General features: G+C 32.3%; 16 protein-coding genes and 1 riboswitch. Of the genes, 13 read left to right on the top strand and 3 right to left on the bottom strand.

Features of this window, described 5'->3' with window-relative positions; all coding sequences use genetic code 11:
- Positions 1–169: 169 nt before the first annotated feature.
- Positions 170–610 (bottom strand): staygreen family protein, encoded by a 441-nt coding sequence (locus HMPREF9402_RS12870; protein ID WP_006785656.1) that lies wholly within the window; start codon positions 608–610, stop codon positions 170–172.
- A 492-nt stretch (positions 611–1,102) separates the two neighbouring features.
- On the opposite strand from HMPREF9402_RS12870, the gene HMPREF9402_RS12865 reads away from it, so the two are divergent.
- The 6 genes from HMPREF9402_RS12865 (at position 1,103) to nagE (ending at position 7,307) form a co-directional block, all read left to right on the top strand.
- Complete coding sequence (locus HMPREF9402_RS12865) at positions 1,103–1,402, top strand: cupin domain-containing protein (RefSeq protein WP_006785657.1); 300 nt, start codon at positions 1,103–1,105, stop codon at positions 1,400–1,402.
- 13 nt (positions 1,403–1,415) lie between these two features.
- Positions 1,416–2,624, top strand: a complete 1,209-nt coding sequence (locus HMPREF9402_RS12860; protein ID WP_009607585.1) for a hypothetical protein — start codon at positions 1,416–1,418, stop codon at positions 2,622–2,624.
- A 341-nt stretch (positions 2,625–2,965) separates the two neighbouring features.
- Positions 2,966–3,703 carry a GntR family transcriptional regulator gene (locus HMPREF9402_RS12855; protein WP_006785659.1) on the top strand — a complete coding sequence of 246 codons (738 nt, stop codon included), beginning with the start codon at positions 2,966–2,968 and terminating at the stop codon, positions 3,701–3,703.
- A 15-nt stretch (positions 3,704–3,718) separates the two neighbouring features.
- Positions 3,719–4,855: an N-acetylglucosamine-6-phosphate deacetylase gene (gene nagA / locus HMPREF9402_RS12850; protein WP_009607584.1), complete on the top strand. Its 1,137-nt coding sequence runs from the start codon at positions 3,719–3,721 to the stop codon at positions 4,853–4,855.
- 13 nt (positions 4,856–4,868) lie between these two features.
- A complete protein-coding gene (nagB, locus tag HMPREF9402_RS12845; RefSeq protein ID WP_039931082.1) occupies positions 4,869–5,618 on the top strand; it encodes a glucosamine-6-phosphate deaminase in 750 nt (249 codons plus the stop codon).
- Positions 5,619–5,885: 267 nt separating this feature from the next.
- Positions 5,886–7,307, top strand: a complete 1,422-nt coding sequence (nagE, locus tag HMPREF9402_RS12840; protein WP_006785662.1) for an N-acetylglucosamine-specific PTS transporter subunit IIBC — start codon at positions 5,886–5,888, stop codon at positions 7,305–7,307.
- Positions 7,308–7,342: 35 nt separating this feature from the next.
- Here nagE and HMPREF9402_RS12835 read toward each other — a convergent pair whose 3' ends face one another.
- Positions 7,343–7,783, bottom strand: coding sequence for a staygreen family protein (locus tag HMPREF9402_RS12835; RefSeq protein WP_006785663.1), 441 nt, complete (start codon positions 7,781–7,783; stop codon positions 7,343–7,345).
- Positions 7,784–7,852: 69 nt separating this feature from the next.
- Between HMPREF9402_RS12835 and HMPREF9402_RS12830 the strand changes: the two genes are divergently transcribed.
- Both HMPREF9402_RS12830 and HMPREF9402_RS12825 read left to right on the top strand, forming a co-directional pair.
- Positions 7,853–8,527, top strand: coding sequence for a copper homeostasis protein CutC (locus tag HMPREF9402_RS12830; protein WP_006785664.1), 675 nt, complete (start codon positions 7,853–7,855; stop codon positions 8,525–8,527).
- 89 nt (positions 8,528–8,616) lie between these two features.
- Positions 8,617–9,861 (top strand): tetratricopeptide repeat protein, encoded by a 1,245-nt coding sequence (locus HMPREF9402_RS12825; RefSeq protein WP_009607587.1) that lies wholly within the window; start codon positions 8,617–8,619, stop codon positions 9,859–9,861.
- 731 nt (positions 9,862–10,592) lie between these two features.
- Here the strand turns inward: HMPREF9402_RS12825 and HMPREF9402_RS12820 are convergent.
- Positions 10,593–11,369, bottom strand: a complete 777-nt coding sequence (locus tag HMPREF9402_RS12820) for an alpha/beta hydrolase (protein WP_006785666.1) — start codon at positions 11,367–11,369, stop codon at positions 10,593–10,595.
- 130 nt (positions 11,370–11,499) lie between these two features.
- Here HMPREF9402_RS12820 and proC point away from each other — a divergent pair, with 130 nt between their 5' ends.
- The 5 genes from proC (at position 11,500) to HMPREF9402_RS12795 (ending at position 18,632) form a co-directional block, all read left to right on the top strand.
- Complete coding sequence (gene proC / locus HMPREF9402_RS12815; protein ID WP_009607583.1) at positions 11,500–12,306, top strand: pyrroline-5-carboxylate reductase; 807 nt, start codon at positions 11,500–11,502, stop codon at positions 12,304–12,306.
- 296 nt (positions 12,307–12,602) lie between these two features.
- Positions 12,603–12,776: riboswitch (Lysine riboswitch) on the top strand.
- Between the two features lie 275 nt (positions 12,777–13,051).
- Complete coding sequence (locus tag HMPREF9402_RS12810) at positions 13,052–14,485, top strand: YfcC family protein (protein ID WP_006785668.1); 1,434 nt, start codon at positions 13,052–13,054, stop codon at positions 14,483–14,485.
- Positions 14,486–14,610: 125 nt separating this feature from the next.
- Positions 14,611–15,741: a M20 family metallopeptidase gene (locus HMPREF9402_RS12805; RefSeq protein WP_009607586.1), complete on the top strand. Its 1,131-nt coding sequence runs from the start codon at positions 14,611–14,613 to the stop codon at positions 15,739–15,741.
- Positions 15,742–15,896: 155 nt separating this feature from the next.
- Positions 15,897–17,054 (top strand): AI-2E family transporter, encoded by a 1,158-nt coding sequence (locus HMPREF9402_RS12800; protein ID WP_009607588.1) that lies wholly within the window; start codon positions 15,897–15,899, stop codon positions 17,052–17,054.
- 132 nt (positions 17,055–17,186) lie between these two features.
- Positions 17,187–18,632 carry an immunoglobulin-like domain-containing protein gene (locus tag HMPREF9402_RS12795; RefSeq protein WP_006785671.1) on the top strand — a complete coding sequence of 482 codons (1,446 nt, stop codon included), beginning with the start codon at positions 17,187–17,189 and terminating at the stop codon, positions 18,630–18,632.
- Positions 18,633–18,648 lie beyond the last annotated feature (16 nt).

Here is an 18,648-nt window from a genome sequence, read left to right as displayed (position 1 = left end):
AATAAGAGAGAGTTTTTTAATATAAGTCCAGATAAGTTTTTCACACTTGGAAAACTTTTAACTGGACTATAGTGATGCCTAAGGATCAAAAAGACTTCAGTACTGAGACTCATTTATAATAGTGAAATACATTTCTGTTTCTATATAGAATAACTCTTATCTTGGTTATTTAATACTCATTAAATGTCTGATAATATTCAATTCGATTATATTTTGGGTCGTCTGATTGGAAATGGATATATATTGGTGCAGAGTTGAATTGTGGATAAACGGTAAAGAGATAGGGGTCTCCATATTTAATAGCTTTGAGTGCGGTAGGTAGTTCCTTAATAAATATTTCATTTCGGCGTGCGGTAGATTTTGTCCCGTCTTCACCGTCTAATCGAACATAAACATAAAAATAATAGTTTTGAAAGTCTTTTGTTGTCCATTCTCCAAGTACTTCATCACGCATAGCAGTTAATTTATCGTAAGCATAGTCAGAGCTAATGACTAGAAATAGGTCGCCTGTTTCATCGGAATGCGTTAATGTGTATCGTCTAGGATTTAATTGATTTAAATTGCGTAATTGATAGTTAATCCACAGTTTATCTGGGGTAAAATTACGCATTATATCGCCTCCAATATAGATTTCAATCTAACTTTTACATCTACTTGCTGAGTAAATCGAAGCATAGTAGTCAGTTATCCTGAGTTTACTCATCGCAAATCACAACTCTTTGTTACAGTTCGAAAAGAATGCAGTCAATTTTTCAATTCTATCTTTTCTTCACTTGAGAGAGTTAAGCAGGATTTTCAATCTTTTAGATGGCTCTAACTGAATGTAAGTGAAGTTTAGACCATCTTATCCAGACAAAGTTATTCTTACTTGGTTTTTAAGTATAGAATAACTTTGTCTGGGGTGAATTAATCTAGCTTCGAGTCCCATCCAGACTATAAAGTCTCTCAATTGTACACTGACAAAACCGTGTCAGCGACAATTGAATAAGACTTTTACGTTTGGATAACCGGGACTCTCAGCTTTTTTGATAATACATTATATGCGATTGACTCATAGTATGATTTTAAATATCCATAATAAAGTTGAAATGGAGGTCATATTATGAGTCAATTTTATAAGTTAAATGAGTTAAAAGAAGCAAAGCAATTAATTGCAAACAATCCTAGGTTTCGTACGGTTTGTTTTAATTTTGAAGTTGGAAAGGGACTTCCAAAGCATAGCCATAACGGATATGCAACGATTCATGTTATTAAAGGTGAAATCAGCATGAGTTTTAGTAATGGTGAAAGCTATGAGTTGAATAGTGGTGACTTTTTAGAGTTTGATGCTCGTATTGAACATGATGTTTTAGCAACGCTAGAAAGTCAGGTATTAGTTACAATTTCTGCATCATTAGAATAATAAGGAAATGATTATGAAGAAAATCATCCTACTATTTTTGATGGTAATGATTCAATCTTACTCAGTGTTGGCCCAGTCAGCGGTTGTTGCGATGACTGAGAATCAAGTCGTCATGATTAATTTAGAAAACAATAAGACTACTATCTTGAATCACGGGGATAAATTTCTTAAACCTCTTATATCAGAAAGTAAATCGTATGTTGCCTATCAAGATGAAAAATCCAATTTATATATATCGTCACTTGTTAATAATGAAGAAATGTTAATTAAAGTGGAGGGTGTTAAAGATTATATCTGGCATGAAAATCAGTTAATCTTCTCAAAGAATGAAGGGAATGTGTATCAATTTAATCTAGAGACTCATGAATTTTCACTCTTTCTTGAAAGAGCAGGGTATGTATACGATGAATTGAAGATGAATAATCAGGGCGTCCTATTTGCGAAGAAATATGCTATTGTGCCTGATTATAATTGGCCGATTGGGATTGTAGAATATGATTCAAAGAGTCTTGATGAATCAATTTTAATTGGTTATGAACCTGTGACGAAAACATCGATTGGTTTTAACCCTTCAATTGAAAAACTCTCTTCAGATGGAAAGTTGATCTATATTTGGTGTAAGCCAAATTCAGGATCAATCACAGCAGATGGTGTTAATTTAGGGATGTATGATACGTCTAATGATATATTTATAAAATTTAATCAGATTACAATGCTAGTTTATCTCGACAATTTAGCGATTAATCCGATATCCAATGATGTGGTCGCCCTTATAGAAGGTGAAGGCCGAGTTATGAATGAGAATAAGCATCTCTATTTTTTTAAGGTTAAAAGTCAAGAAATGATTCCAATATTATCAAATGAAATGACAGCCATGAGTCCTATATTTTCATTTGATGGTTCTAAGTTATATTATTCAGCGGGATTAGAAGCACCGAAAGAATATAAACCATTTGAACTTGGCAGTAATCATCTTTATGTCTATGATTTAACCACTAAGAAATCAACACAACTAACCCAAAGTAAAAAAACTTTTGATTTTTATCCACAAGAAATTGAAAATAATGAGTTAGTGTTTCTACAATTTGTAGGGAAAGATAAATTAAACTTAGTACGACGATTAGCCGATGGAAAAGAAGTCACATTACTTGAAAATTTAAACACGAATTTTCAATATTATGGTCATTTAGAAGGAAATCAAATTTTAGATGTAAAAAAATAAAACGCAAGACGTGATTCCGTCTTGCGTTTTATTCTGTTTCATAGCCCCCATCATTGATTCCATCTAAATCATATATCTTGGTGTAAAAGTATTGGATTCTAGCAGCAATGAATATAAATAGGAAGGTAGCTTTGATATGACAAGAATTCATTATAGAAACTATATATAATTAAAATGAGAGAAGCGGATTAGGATAATCTTGATTTTATATGATATTTTTAGAATCATTTTTAAACCCCTTGATTTAGAAAACGATTTCAATTAAAATAGAAGTATGATGAAATTGGTATATACCATTTTAAATTGTCAAATAAGTAAACACTGAAAGAGGCGGATAAATAGTGAAGAAAGTGGATAAGAACTCAAAAGTTCCACTTCATATTCAGCTCTCTTCTATTATTAAAGAGATGATTGAAACAGAAGAATTAAAAGAGGGAAGTTTTTTAATGTCTGAACGAGACATTTGTAAGCATCAAGAAATTAGTAGAATGACTGTTAACAAAGCGATTTTAAGTTTAGTCAATGAAGGACTTTTAAATCGTCATCAAGGTAAAGGAACATTTGTAGCATATAAAAAGAAAAAACATCGATATCAAAAGTTAGAAGGTTTTACAGAAATCATGACTAAACGAGGATATCAAGTTGAAAATGAATTGCTTGTGTTTAATCTAGATACTTATTCTAAAAATGTAAGAGAGAAGTTAAATTTATTAAACTTAGATTCGTTAGTTTATAAGATTAAACGTCTCCGTTCAATCGACAACGATCCATTCATTCTTGAGACTGTATATATTAATCAAGATATGTGTCCGGATTTAACAGAAAACTTAATAAAAGAAAACTCATTATATCAACTATATAAGGAAAGGTATCAGCATAAGATTGTAAGGGCGGAGCAAGTGATTACGCCTGTTATGATTACTAAAGAGCAAGCCGGTTTATTACAGTGTGAAATTAATACTTTAGCACTTAAAATTGACCGTGTTGTTTATACAGAGTTTGAGGAAGTGATGGAGTATACATCGTCTATTTTCCTAACGGATAAACATGAGTTTGAAGTTGTATTGAATGAAAATTAATAAAAGAGGTGGAGTATGTACGCAATAGTAAACGGAAAGATTATTATGCCAGATAAAGTTCTTGAAAATAAAGTTTTAGTTTTTAATAAACAAATTGTCGAAATTAGTGATGAAGTTCCTGCTAATCATGAGGTGATTGATGCAAGAGGGAATTATGTTGCACCGGGACTTATTGATGTTCATGTTCATGGAAGTTGTGGAGCTGATACGATGGATCAAAGTGTAGAGGCTATTCAAACGATTAGTGAAGGGATTGTTAAGAATGGTGTGACATCTTTTTTACCGACAACAATGACGATGAGCCCTGAGGATATTTATGGAGCATTAAAAGTGGTTCGTGAATGTATGAGTAAAGAATTTGATGGAGCAAAAGTTATGGGAGCCCATATGGAAGGTCCATTTATTAATGCCATTTATAAGGGGGCGCAACCGGAACAATATATTGTAAAGCCAAGTTATAAATTTATTGAGGATTATACGGATGTTATTAAATTAGTTTCATACGCTCCGGAGATGGACGATGATTATTCATTTACAAAGGAAGTAAAAGACAAAACTGATATTACGTTATCGATTGGTCATACAAATGCAACTTATGATCAGGCGATGGAAGCTATAGATTATGGAGTATCTCATGTGACACATTTATTTAATGCCATGACACCACTCAATCATCGTGAGCCAGGAGTTGTCGGAGCAGCTTTAACAAGCGATTGTTATTGCGAAATGATTGCTGACAAGATTCATATTAATAAAAGCTTATTCCAGTTTGTTTTAGATAATAAAGGTAAACATAAAGTTGTTTTAATTACGGACAGTATGAGAGCAGGTTGTATGAAAGACGGAAAATATGACCTTGGTGGACAAGATGTGTATGTTAAAGATGGAGCGGCACGACTTGAAAGTGGAAGCTTGGCAGGTAGTGTTTTAACATTGAATAAGGCAGTTTATAACTTCTTACAAAATACGAATGCTACGATTAATGAGGCAATTCATATGGCTTCTTTAAATCCAGCCACATCAATTGGAATTGATGATTATAAAGGAAGTTTACATGTGGGAAAAGATGCGGATATCTCAATCTTTGATGAGGAAATGAACTGTCACTTAGCAATTTCAGAAGGTCGTATTATTTTTAATCATTTAGCGTAGAGGGGTGTTAATGATGAGAATTTTAGTATGTGAAAATTATGATGAAATGAGCAAAAAAGCAGCACAAATGATTTTAAGTCAAATTACATTAAAACCAAATTCTGTTTTAGGGTTAGCAACAGGAAGTACGCCAATTGGGATGTATGGAAATTTGGTTAAAATGTATCAAAGTGGTGTATTAGATTTTTCAGAAGTCCAAACTTTTAACTTAGATGAATATTATGGACTTCCTGAAAGCAATGATCAAAGCTATCATTATTTTATGAATGAACATCTATTTAAGCATGTGAATATTTTAAAGGAAAATATTCATATTCCAAATGGGATGGCTTCAGATATTGAAGCGGAATGTGCAAATTATGATGCAGCTATTGCAAACTCTGAAGGAATTGATATTCAGGTTCTTGGAATTGGAAACAATGCTCATATTGGATTTAATGAGCCAACGATTCTATTTGAAAAAGGAACTCATGTGGTAGAATTAGATGAATCAACAAGAGAAGCAAATGCTAGATTCTTTAATAGTTTAGAAGAGGTACCAAAGCAAGCTATTACAATGGGAACAGGATCAATTTTTAAAAGCCGAAAAATTATGTTACTGGCTTCAGGAGCAGGTAAGGCCAAAGCAATCTATGATACAGTGCATGGAAAAGTACGTCCGGAAGTTCCAGCTTCTATTTTACAATTCCACAGTGATATTGTTTTAATTTTAGATGCTGAGGCGGCGAGTTTACTTTCTGAAGAGGACTATAAACGATGTTAATAAAAAAGGGAGTATTTCAACAACGAAATACTCTCTTTTTTTCTATTAAATTATATAAAATATCATTTTTTTCTCTTTTTTTATAAAAAACACTTGAAATAGAAAGCGATTTCATTTAAACTATAGATGCACAATTGGTATAGACCACTTAGAAAAGGCATTTTATCATAACCAGTTGATGGACAAATATTTTGCATAAAAATAATGATCTATGGATAGAGCTTATTATTTTTATCGATATCTTAATAAAGTGTAGGGGGAAGTAATATGATTAAGTTTTTACAACGCATTGGAAAATCACTGATGCTACCGATCGCCTGTTTACCAATTGCAGGATTAATGTTACGTCTTGGACAACCAGACGTTATTGAAGCATTAGGATCAGGAGCGTTTGTTGAAAATGTTCTACCGTATTTTGCAGCAGCTGGGTCTGCATTATTTAATAATTTACCACTATTATTTGCAGTAGGGGTTGCCGTAGGTTTATCAGATGATCAAAATGGTGCAGCTGGACTTGCAGGGGTCATTACTTACTTAACGTTAACAAATGTAACAGCAACATATTGGACAAATAACTATGCAGAGGCAGTGGCTGAAACATTAGATATTTCATTCTTAGGTGGTATCTTAGCTGGGGTTATTGCAGGATTATGTTATAACCGATTCCGTAATACTAAGTTACCAGAATTCTTAGCGTTCTTTGGGGGACGACGTTCAGTTCCAATTATGGCTGGTTTAATTTCATTTGTTGTTGCAATTCCATTAGCAATGATTTGGCCAACGATTCAAAATGCTTTATCGGATGCTTCAGTTGGAATTGCCGGAATGGGAGCCTTTGGTGTTGCAGGATTCATGTTCTTTAATCGTTTATTAATTCCAATGGGATTACACCATGTATTAAACTCATTCTTCTGGTTCCAATTAGGGGAATACAATGGAGTAACAGGTGACTTAAACCGCTTCTTTGAAGGAGATCCAACGGCTGGTCATTTTATGGCAGGATTCTTCCCAGTTATGATGTTTGGTTTACCTGCTTTAGCACTTGCAATCTACTTTGCAGCTAAAAAAGAAAAACGTAAAGCAGTGGGAGGAATGTTACTATCACTTGCTTTAACAGCTTTCTTAACAGGGGTAACAGAGCCACTAGAATTTTTATTTATTTTCTTATCACCAGTTTTATTAGTCGTGCATGCAGTACTTTCTGCAATTTCAGGATTTATTGTTGATTCATTAGGAATCTTACATGGATTTACATTCTCAGCAGGATTTATTGATTATGCAATTAACTTTAATTTTGCAACTAAACCACTATTAATCTTATTAGTTGGATTAGGAATGGCAGTTTTATACTTTGTAGTATTCTACTTCTTAATTACAAAATTAAACTTACCAACACCAGGTCGTGAAGAAGATGACGAGGAGTTCACTGAAAATACAGTAATTTCAGGAGATTATAATGAACTTGCTAAAAAATACATTGAAGGTTTAGGTGGAAGTCAAAACTTAGTTAAAATCGATAACTGTGCAACACGCCTTCGTCTAGAAGTAAAAGATGCTACATTAGTACAGGATAAAGCATTAAAAGCAATTGGAGCACGCGGAGTTGTTAGATTAAGTAAAACAAATGTTCAAATCATTGTTGGAACAAATGTAGAATTCGTTGCAGATGCAATGAAAGCATTAGTTTAATATCAAAAAAAGGAGTCGAATATCGGACTCCTTTTTTATATATAATCAGAAAATAACCCGACGTATTTTATACAATCAAGAGTAGGATCTTTAGAATGAAGAAAAAGATAAATGGATGAATCTAATAACTGCTCATGTTGAGAAAAAAAAGAACAATCTCCGTATTTGATAGCTTTGATTAAACGAGGAAGCTCCGCAATTAAAGCATCAATAGGGTTTAAATTTTTAGTTGGATGAATGAAATCAACATCGATATAAATATAATACAGATATTTTTTTTCATCATAAGTTGTCCATTCACCTAATAATTTAAATTCACTAGAAATTAAATGTTGATACATGAATTCATGGTTGATACAAAGAAATAAGTCTGAGATATTAGGATCATGTACTAATGTGTATCGTCTAGGAATAATTTGATTAAAATTATTTAATTCATCATTAATCCAAATATAATCAGATGTAGCTTCATTCATCTATATGCCCCCTTTTAATATAATTTATGAGAGAATATAGGTGAGCGGAACATGTAAGGGAGGATATTTATGCTAGAAATTATTGCAATGACATTAGAAGATGCAAAAACAATTGAAGAATGTGGAGCTGATCGAATTGAACTAGTTAGTGCCTTAACAGAAGGGGGATTGACGCCAAGCTACGCTATTATTGAGAGTGTTGTGAAAAGTGTGAAAATTCCAGTCAATGTCATGGTTAGGCATCATGCTAAAAGTTTTAATTATAGTAATGAGGAAGTAGATTTAATGATTCGGGATATCGAAATCATTAAATCATTGGGCGCAAATGGGATTGTTCTTGGACTATTAGATGGTCAAAATCAGATTGAGGAACAACAACTTAAACAACTTTTAAATGTTTGTAATGGATTAGAAGTTACGTTTCATAAAGCCATAGATGAAACAAATGTACTTGAAAGTGTTCAGACATTATCTAAATATCCACAGATTACAAATATTTTAACGGCAGGGGGACTGAATCATATTACGAAGAATGGCGATGTGATTAAACAAATGATTGCCAAGTCAGGACACATTAACGTTTTATTAGGAGGAGGACTAACTCTTGATAATTTCAATTTGATAAAAACAGAGACAGGGGCTACAGACTTCCACTTTGGAACAGCAGTTAGAATAAACAAATCTCCATTTGGTGAAATTGATAAACAAGAGCTTTTGAGATTAGTTAATTTAGCCAAAAAATAGCATACTTTTAGATATTTTTTTATACAAAGAGTTAGTTATACGTTAAAATATAAGGTAATCATTTGTAAATAAGGTTCGGAGGATACGTTATGTTTTTAACAATTGGAGAAAAAATTCGTCAAGTACGTAAACAGTATGGATTAAAACAAGTTGCCTTTGAATCGTTTGGATTTTCACGTAACTATATTAGTATGTTAGAAACAAATAAAAGATCTTTAAATGAAGAAATGAAACAACTCATGTATGATGCATTAGATCAATTAACAAATGGATTGTTTAAAGAGAATTATACGTATGAACAATTTTGTTTAACACCAGAACAACAAGCAGAAATTTGGTTAGAGGAACATTGCACGTTAGAGTACGGTCTAAGTGATTATGAGATATTTAATGAAGTTGCGACAAAATATGAATTATTTCAACCACTTATTAATTTGAATGAGAAAATAGCAATTCATTATTACACTACTCGTGATCATCAGAGATCAAATGAATACTTTTTAAAGGCTATTTCATATTGTAATCAAACGGATATCAACCCGGCTAAATATTATAATTTGGTTGGAGTAAACTTTAATCAGCTGGGGCAGTATAAAGATGCCATTGCACAATATAAGATAGCTAGTTATTTCTTATCAGAAGAGACAGGAAGTCTTAAATATAAAAATTTATATGATATGTCTACTAGTTATTTATATGATGGAGATTGTGAACAAAGCTTAATTTATATTGATGAAATAATGAATCAGAATGAAGATATAATGGCAAAAGGTTCATCATATTTATTAAAAGGGATGATTTTACAAAAACAAAATAAGGATGAAGAGGCCAAAAAAATATTATTAGAGTTCATTGAAAATCCATTTTGTCCTCCAATTTTAGGACATGCTTATCATAATCTAGCCTATTTAGAATACAATAATGGATTTTATGAAGAAGCTTTAAAATATTTAGATTTATCATTGAAGTATAGAAAGAACTATTCACATAACAGTGTGACTAACTCTATAGTAGGTGAAATTAATTATCGATTGAAAAAATATGAAGAAGCTAAATCAATTTTTAATGAAATTAAAAGAGATATTTTTACAAGTGCTCATATGGACCAAAAAGAGGATTTTATTACATGGGGACTTCAAATGTATCTTGATTTAAAGGATTTTGATTCAATTAAATCTTTATTTGAAGAAGTAAAAGAGTTAATCAAACAAGCATTAGCTATTCCCCCAACTTTATTGTTGATGGAAAAACAACTTTATAAAACAATTATTAACGAGAGTTTAATTAAACCAGATAAAGTGTTACAGTATACTTCATTAATAAAATCTCTATGATGGAAAATGTCACAGATTTCGACAAAAATCTGTGACATTTTTTAAATTCAAAATTTGTGGGAAACTAAGTATAATAGAGCTTGTGAGATGAAGTGATGAGTAAATTAATTAGAGGTTTTTTATTTATTAAAGAAACTTAGGGGTAAGTTTTTGGGTTAGTGTTATGTTATTCAATTAGTCGTTTATTTATTTCTCTTAACTAGTGGGACAGATAAGAGCAAAAAAAGAGTGTTAGTAGGGGTACTAACACTCTTTTTTTTGTCTAAAAAGCAATAATATTCAATAGGATTAAACAGGTTAGTAGAGCAGGAATAGAAAGTAAATAAACTAGTTTCTTTTTGCTTTCGCTACTGTTATGGAATATAGTGACAAGACAGATTAATACTAAATCAATTGTTAAAAAGAGGGTTATTACATTGTGTGAGATTTTTAGGTCCCAAATACCAGGAATAAAGAACTCCATCAAGGTTAAAAGGGTGATAATAAGAATTCCCCATAAACTTTTAGATAAATCTAATTCGTGTGATTCATTATTGCGACAAGAAAAATATACACATCGAACTAAAACTACTGAGGTAAATAAGTAAGGACTTAATAAAAAAAGTTGATAAATATACTCTATGATAAACTGAAAATTCAATAGTTAACACACCCTTTCATTAATTTTTATGTAAGCTAAATTTTTGATATGATAACTATTTTAAGCACCAAAAAAGCAGGAAACTCCCTGCCTAAAGTAATTGCGATTTAAAAAATGATTCTGTTGACTCAAATAATAATGCTAAGTAATTAAGAGTCTCAAATCCATGACTTGCACCGGTGATTGTAATGAGTTGTGCTCGATTATTGTAGTATTTCAAATATTCATAAGAAGTCTCGATTGGAACAGTTAAATCTTTATCCCCATGAACTAATAAAACAGATCCTTCAAATTTCTGTGCCGTTTCATAAACGTGTAAGTTAATATCTTGAGTGAAGAATTTCATACCGACTTGTAGAGTTCCCCATGGAAGATAACCAGATTCCTTTATCTCTTCCGTTATTTGTTTTCCAAGTAAAAATCCATTTCTAGCCATGTCAGGAATAAAACCAGCGGGTGCCCATAAGCAAAGTGACTGAATATCATGTGGACGAAGTCCTGCTAATAGACTAGCAACGCAGCCACCCATACTCATTCCAAGAACACCAATACGCTTTGAGTCAATATACTCAAGTGAGCGAACATAATTTAAAATAGCATGGGCATCTTCAAGTTCGGTACTTACAGACATATCTGAGAAATCACCGTCGCTTTCACCACTTCCCATAAAATCAAAGCGATAAACTGCAATACCAGCAGTCTCTAATCGTTTAGCCAATCTTACGAAGCTAAATCCAAATTCACAACGATTAGCTGTGAAACCATGAAATAAAATTATAGCTGGAATAGAAGAACTTATTTGATTAGGAAGGTGTTCAGTCCCACGTAAAACAAATCCATCTCTTACAAACTCAATAGCTTTCATCATTTAAAAATCCCCCCCTAGTATGATTACTAAACTTACTATACCACGAAGGCAATGAATAGTTAAGTAAACGTTTTTATTATTATTGAGAAGTATGAATAAAAGACTATAATAAAATAAAGGAGGATGAAATATGAAGTATCCGGTTGGATTTATTGGTAGTGGTAATATGGCGATGGCGATGTTAAAAGGATTATTGAAATCTGAATTAATATTATCAAATGATATTTTGATGTCTAATCCTAGCCAGACAAAAGTTAATCGATTTGTTGAAGATTATAAAATAAATGGGACAACTTCAAACCAAGACGTTGCAAATTTATGTCAAATTGTTATTTTAGCAGTTAAGCCATATTTATATCCCGCTATTATTGATGAAATTAAAGAAAGTATTCATAAAGAAACCATTATTGTGAGTATTGCAGCGGGACCAACACTTCAAATGATTGAGGACTATTTTCAAAAAAGTATTAAGGTAGTTCGTACAATGCCAAACACACCAGCACAAGTCGGTGAAGCGATGTCAGCAATTATACCAAATCGCAATGTTACAGAAAATGAGTTAAATCAAGTGATTGCTATTTTTAATAGTTTTGGAAAATGTGAAGTGGTGTCTGAAGCATTAATTGATTCCGTTATTGCTGTGAGTGGATCATCACCTGCTTATGTTTATATGATGATTGAAGCAATGGCTGATGCTGCTGTTTTACAAGGGATGCCACGAAATCTTGCTTACGAATTTGCTGCACAAGCAGTGCTTGGAGCGGCGAAAATGGTACTAGAAACAGGGATGCATCCAGGGGGATTAAAAGATCAAGTTTGTTCACCAGGTGGCACAACAATTGAGGCAGTTGCTAAATTAGAACAAGAGGGATTTAGAGCAAGTATTATGAATGCTATGGAAGCTTGTGCAAAGAAATCTAAAAAAATGAGTAAATAAAAAAGACACGCTTTAAAACTAGCGTGTCTTTATAGGCTATTTATATAATTTATCTTCTTTTTTCTCAAATTTTTTTTCCTCATGATGTTGTTCTTTATGATGAATTTCCATTTCATGAATTTTTTCTTTAATACTCATTAAGGACATCTCATTTTTAAAAATTTATTATAGTTAGCTCTCTATAGTGTATTTATTAAAAAAATATAAAATAGAAATTTTATTGGATAGTTACATAAATTTACACTTGCAAAAGAATAGAATATAGTTTATGATTTAATTAATTAAAAAATAAATAGGTTTTAGATAGAGGTGCGGTAACTAAGAGTACTATTGAAGAGTGAAGACGTAGACGCAATAGGAAAGGAGTTCTCGCCGAAGCCTATCATCGATACTTTAAGGTGATAGAGCTGGTGTTATGTAAAATATACTTAACACTGTCACAAAATATTTTGTGGTGAGCTATCATTTAAGATGAATGCATTGTATATCGATTAAATGATATATTAAAATTCAAAGTCTTGAGTGATTTGCTCAAGGCTTTTTTTTATTAAAGCCAACCATAAAAATTGTGGAGGGCTATCATTTGAGCATTCAAAAGTAAACGCACGTTATGTGATTATTTCTGAAAAGTCTTGAGTGATACTCAAGACTTTTTTTATTGTGAAGCTCTTGCACCTCATACCATCCAAGAAAAGATGGGGACAATGCTTTATTGGATGTTAAAAACCTGAAGGGAGATTAATATATGTTAAGTCTTAGAAGAGCCAGAAGTATTGAAACTGAGGCAGGTGCGAAAAAAGAATTTAAAGTACCACATACGCTAGTTATTATTTCTTTTATCTTAGTCATCGTTGCCGTAGCAACATGGATATTACCAGCTGGGATGTATGAGCGAGTGGTTAATGATTTAGGTCGAACAGTCGTTGTGGATGGATCGTTCCAATACATCGAGCAATCACCGCAAGGATTATTTAGTTTATTACAAGCTCCATTAGAAGGAATTGTAGGAGCTTCAGAAATTATTGCCTTTTTATTTATCGTAAGTGGAGCAATTGCTATTATTACAAAAACACGTGCAATTGATGCTGGAATTACAAGTGCCGTTAAATCGTTCCATGGAAAAGAGATGTTAATGATTCCGTTTATTATGGGATTATTCTCATTAGGTGGCGCAGTTTTTGGAATGACGGAAGAGGCAATTCCATTTATTGCAATGTTGATTCCACTTTGTTTAGCTTTAGGTTATGACAGTATTATGGCGATGGCTATTTCTTATGTTGGATGTATTGTTGGTTTTGCTACAGCAATGATTAATCCATTCTCAGTAGGGGTTGCTCAAAGTATTGCAAATGTTCAAGCTGGATCAGGTGTGGGATTCCGTACTCTAATTTGGGCAGTTACAACTTTAGCATCTATTCTATTCTTAATGTGGTATGGTCGTCGTATCAAACGTAATCCAGAATTAAGTCCCGTTTATGAAATTGATCAGTCACGTCGTGAAGCATTAAAAGAATCAACTGAAGAACATATCGAGTTTACAGTAAGACATAAAATTATTTTATCTTCGATTTTAGTTTGTTTAGCTGGAATTGTCGTTGGAGTACTAAAATTTGATTTTGCTATTCCAGAAATCGCGGCTTTATTCTTAGCTACAGGAATCGTGGCAGGATTTATTGGACGTTTAAGTTTTGATGATATGGCAACATCGTTTGTAAGTGGAGCAAAAGATATGATTGGAGCAGCTATTGTGGTTGGATTTGCTCGTGGAATCGTGATTCTTGCACAAGATGGTCAAATTATTGATACAATTCTTTACCAATTATCAAACTTCATCGGTCAATTACCTTCGTTAATTGCGGGATATGTCATGTTCTTTGTTCAAATGTTTATTAACTTCTTTATTTCATCAGGTTCAGGACAAGCAGCTTTAACAATGCCGATTATGGCGCCACTTGGTGAGTTAGTTGGAATTACACCGCAAACATCAATTTTAATTTTCCAATTTGGTGATGGATTCTCAAATGCGATTTTCCCAACAAGTGCAGTCTTAATGGCTTGTTTAGGGGTAGCAGGTATCCCATGGTCAAAATGGATTAAATGGATTTTACCACTACAAGTTATCTTTGGAGTAATTGCTATTATCTTTATTACAATTGCTATTTTAATGGGTTGGTCATAATATTAATTTTGCTAGGCATTTTCTTTATAGAGAATGCCTAGTAAACTATAGTTGAACTTAAAATGAAAAATGAATTAGAATAAGAAGAAATCTATCAATAGATTTTTGTATACAGGAGGGGCATTATGAAAGAACAATTATTGCAAATTAGTGAAGAGCTTAAACAAAGATTATGGGAAATGAGTGACTATATTCATGATCATCCTGAGCTTGGAAACCAAGAGTTCGAAGCTGTAAATACATTAACTTCATTTTTAAAAGAACATAATTTTTCAGTTGAAGTAGGTGTTGCAGGATTAGAAACAGCATTTACAGCGGTTTACGATAGTAAAAAACCTGGATTATCTGTCGCTTATTTATGTGAGTATGATGCATTACCTGATTTAGGTCATGGATGCGGTCATAATATGATTGGTGTAATGAGTGCTGGAGCAGGGGTTTTATTGAGTAAAATTATCGATGAAGTTGGTGGAAAAGTTTATGTTTTTGGAACGCCAGCTGAAGAAACAAATGGCGCTAAAGTAACCATGGCTGAGGCAGGATTATTTAATGAGATGGATGCTGTTATGATGGTTCATCCGGATGGATATACAACAGAAAGTGGAACATCTTTAGCAATGGAAGCTTTACAATTTGATTACACAGGACGTCCTTCTCATGCAGCAGCGAGCCCAGAGAATGGAATCAACGCTTTAAATGCTGTTATTCAATTATTTAATGGAATTGATGCATTACGCCAACATGTTAAATCAGATGTTCGTATGCATGGGATCATTACAAATGGTGGGGTAGCAGCGAATATTGTACCAGAACATGCCACAGCACAATTTTATATTCGTGCAGCAACGAAAGAATACTTAGCAGTTGTTAAAGAAAAAGTTTTAAACATTGCACAAGGTGCTGCTTTAATAACAGGAACAACAGTAGAGATTAGTAACTATGAATTATCTTATGATGATTTAAAAACGAATCAAGTATTATCAAATGCATTTAATGAAAATTTACGTCAACTTGGAATCACAGATATTCATCCAGCTAAAAAGGAAACTGGATCAGTCGATATCGGAAATATTAGTAACATTTGTCCAACGATTCATCCCTATATTGGAATTGGTGATTGTAAGATTGTTGGACACTCACAACAAATGGTTGATGCAACCGTTACAAGTCTTGCACATGAACGTCTAGTCATTGCAGCATTAGCTTTAGCATATACAGGATATGACGTGTTAAGCGAATCAATTAAATTAAAATAAAATACTTTTATATGCCACCTCATCTCGTTAATAGGATAGGTGGCTTTTTTACAAAAATTACTTAAATATAGGCGAATATAAGCTACTTTTTTAGCCTAATAATAGTATATAATAGAGTTATAATTTAGTATGAAATAACAATAATAGGAGGAGTTATGAAGATTAATTGGGATAAAAAATATACTACCATTGCGATATATGCTTTTATTGTCATTTGTTTCAGTATTGTTTTTGCTAACATTATATCAAAATTAGATGCTTTTACAGGAAAGATGAGCCAAATAATGGCCGTTTTTCAACCATTTATTATTGGTTTTATCATCGCTTACTTAATTAATTTTATCTTGAAATTTTATGAGGATAGAGTATTTAAGAAGTTTATTAAAGGTTCAAAAAAATCTCTGCGTGGGGTAGCGGTTATATTATCATATTTAACTGCAAGTTTAATTTTTTATGTCTTTATTCAATTCGTGGTTCCACAATTAGTCGAAAGTATTACAGGGTTAGTTAATGACATTCCAAGATATCTATATGATATGAAAGTAATACTCGAACAGACGTTAAATGAGACGGATATTAGTCCAGAATACATGACGTTAATCAATGATAAATTAACAGAAATTACGAACTGGGTGCTCCAATTAGTCACAAATCTTCTACCAATTATCGGTGGAATCGTCATGGCTTTTGCATCGAGTGTATGGAATATTATTTTAGGAATTATCATTTCGGTTTATTTACTGGTTGATAAAGAAAAGTTCTTTGCACTTGGAAAGAAAGTAGTCGTTGCATTATTTAATGATAAACATGCAAATATTATCTTAAATCTTGCTAATCGCACTAATTTGACATTTGGAAAATTTATTGGTGGAAAGATTATTGACTCAGCTATTATTGGGGTTTTAACCTTTATAATCTTAACAATCTTTAAAATGCCATATTCATTATTAATCTCTGTTATTATTGGAATAACGAATATTATTCCATTCTTTGGACCATTTATTGGAGCTATTCCATCAGCGATTATTATTTTATTCATTTCGCCAATTAAGGCAGTATGGTTCGGGGTTATTATCCTTGTGATTCAACAAATTGATGGGAATATTATTGGACCTAAAATTTTGGGTGACTCAATCGGAATTTCAGCTTTCTGGATTTTATTCGCTATCTTAGTTGCAGGGAAACTATTTGGATTAGTTGGAATGATTATTGGAGTTCCAATGTTTGCACTAATTTATTCAATCGTTAAAGATGTCATTGAAATTCGTTTAAGTAAAAAGGGATTACCGACAGACACAACAGAATATTTATAATATAAAAAGGAACTATCTTAAATTAAAGATAGTTCCTTTTTATATTTTTAAAATCAATGAGTAGAAATTTAGAAAGAAAGGGAAACTATTAGCAACGAATAAAATTTGTAAAATAGGAGTTGTCTATCTAAAATGGTTAAAAAAAGTATTCTCTTTCTGTTTATTTTATTCATGACTTTTACAACAATATCAACGACTCATGCAATGAGCAATGATATTGTCAATATTCCAGATCAAAGTTTGAAAATCGCTTTAAATGAAGCATTAGGGAACTCGAGTGAAAGTGATATAACGAAAAAACAATTATCAACATTGAAGGTAGCAAATTTAAATGGTAAAGGAATTTCTAATTTAGAAGGATTACAGTATGCAACTAATTTGACGTTACTTAGACTGCAAGATAATCAAATATCCGACTTGTCCCCATTAACGAATTTAAGCAAGCTTAATTACCTTATTTTAACCAATAACAAAATTCAAGATATCTCGGCTCTCTCTCATTTAGTTAATTTAAGTTTATTAAATATTGCGAGTAATGAGATAAGGGATTTAGGTCCTTTATCTAATCTAGATGAATTAGTTTATTTGTACCTAGCTGATAATAACCTTTATGATATGACTCCTGTCACAGAGATGGAGGATTTAGAGATTATTGATTTTTCTAATAATCACGTGAAAGATATTAGTCGGTTTAAAAGTTTAGCTCAGTATTTGTATGGATGGGGCCATGAACAGACTATCGATTTAGGAGAATATTCTGTGAAAAAAGGGGATACATTAAAAATAAAAAATCCTATTTTAGATTTTAATGGTCCTGTTGGAAAAGTAAATGTTGAAGATGGTTATTATGATTTGAAAACAGATGAAGTAGTATGGGAGAATATTCAAGAAAGCCAGGATCTAAAGTTTACTTTTTCAGAAATAGCCTCTTCATCTGATGGGGTAGAAATTGAGTTTGATGGAACAGTTTTTCTTCATGTTAATCTAGATTTAGGACAAACTCCCATCATAAGTGGAGCAACTGATTTAACCTTGAGTGTTGGGACCCCTTTTAATTCATTAGAAGGTGTTACAGCTTATGATGCAGAAGATGATGATTTGACATCTCAAATTCAAGTTAGGGGAATGGTAGATATTAATATAGTTGGACGATATGAACTGATTTATTCAGTGATGGATTCTAGTGGAAATACGACGACGGTTACGAGAATCATTTCGGTATTGCCATCAAGTAGTATCATCAATGAACTTCCAGTCATTCAAGCTAGGGATAAAATTATTAAAGTTGGTGATGCATTTGATCCATCAGAAGGTGTTACTGCGTATGATATTGAAGATGGAAATTTAACTTCTGAAATCAAAATTATTGAAAATAATGTGAATGCATCTGTTTCAGGTACGTATCATATCACGTATCAGGTTAGTGATCGTGATGGAGCATTGGTCACGAATTCTGTTACAATTACTGTCATGAATCAGGTTACACCCAACACAGGATTTAATAGCTGGCTCCTTCTTGGTATCGGAGTTGTATTATGTACAGGTGGAATAGTTTTAAATAGAAGAAAAGAAAATTAGCATAAAAAATAGCTCT

This window comes from Turicibacter sp. HGF1, from assembly GCF_000191865.1.
Classification (GTDB): Bacteria; Bacillota_I; Bacilli_A; order MOL361; family Turicibacteraceae; genus Turicibacter; species Turicibacter sanguinis.
The sequence above is the reverse complement of the archived record's forward strand: the minus strand, read 5'-3'. Positions and strand labels throughout refer to the sequence as shown.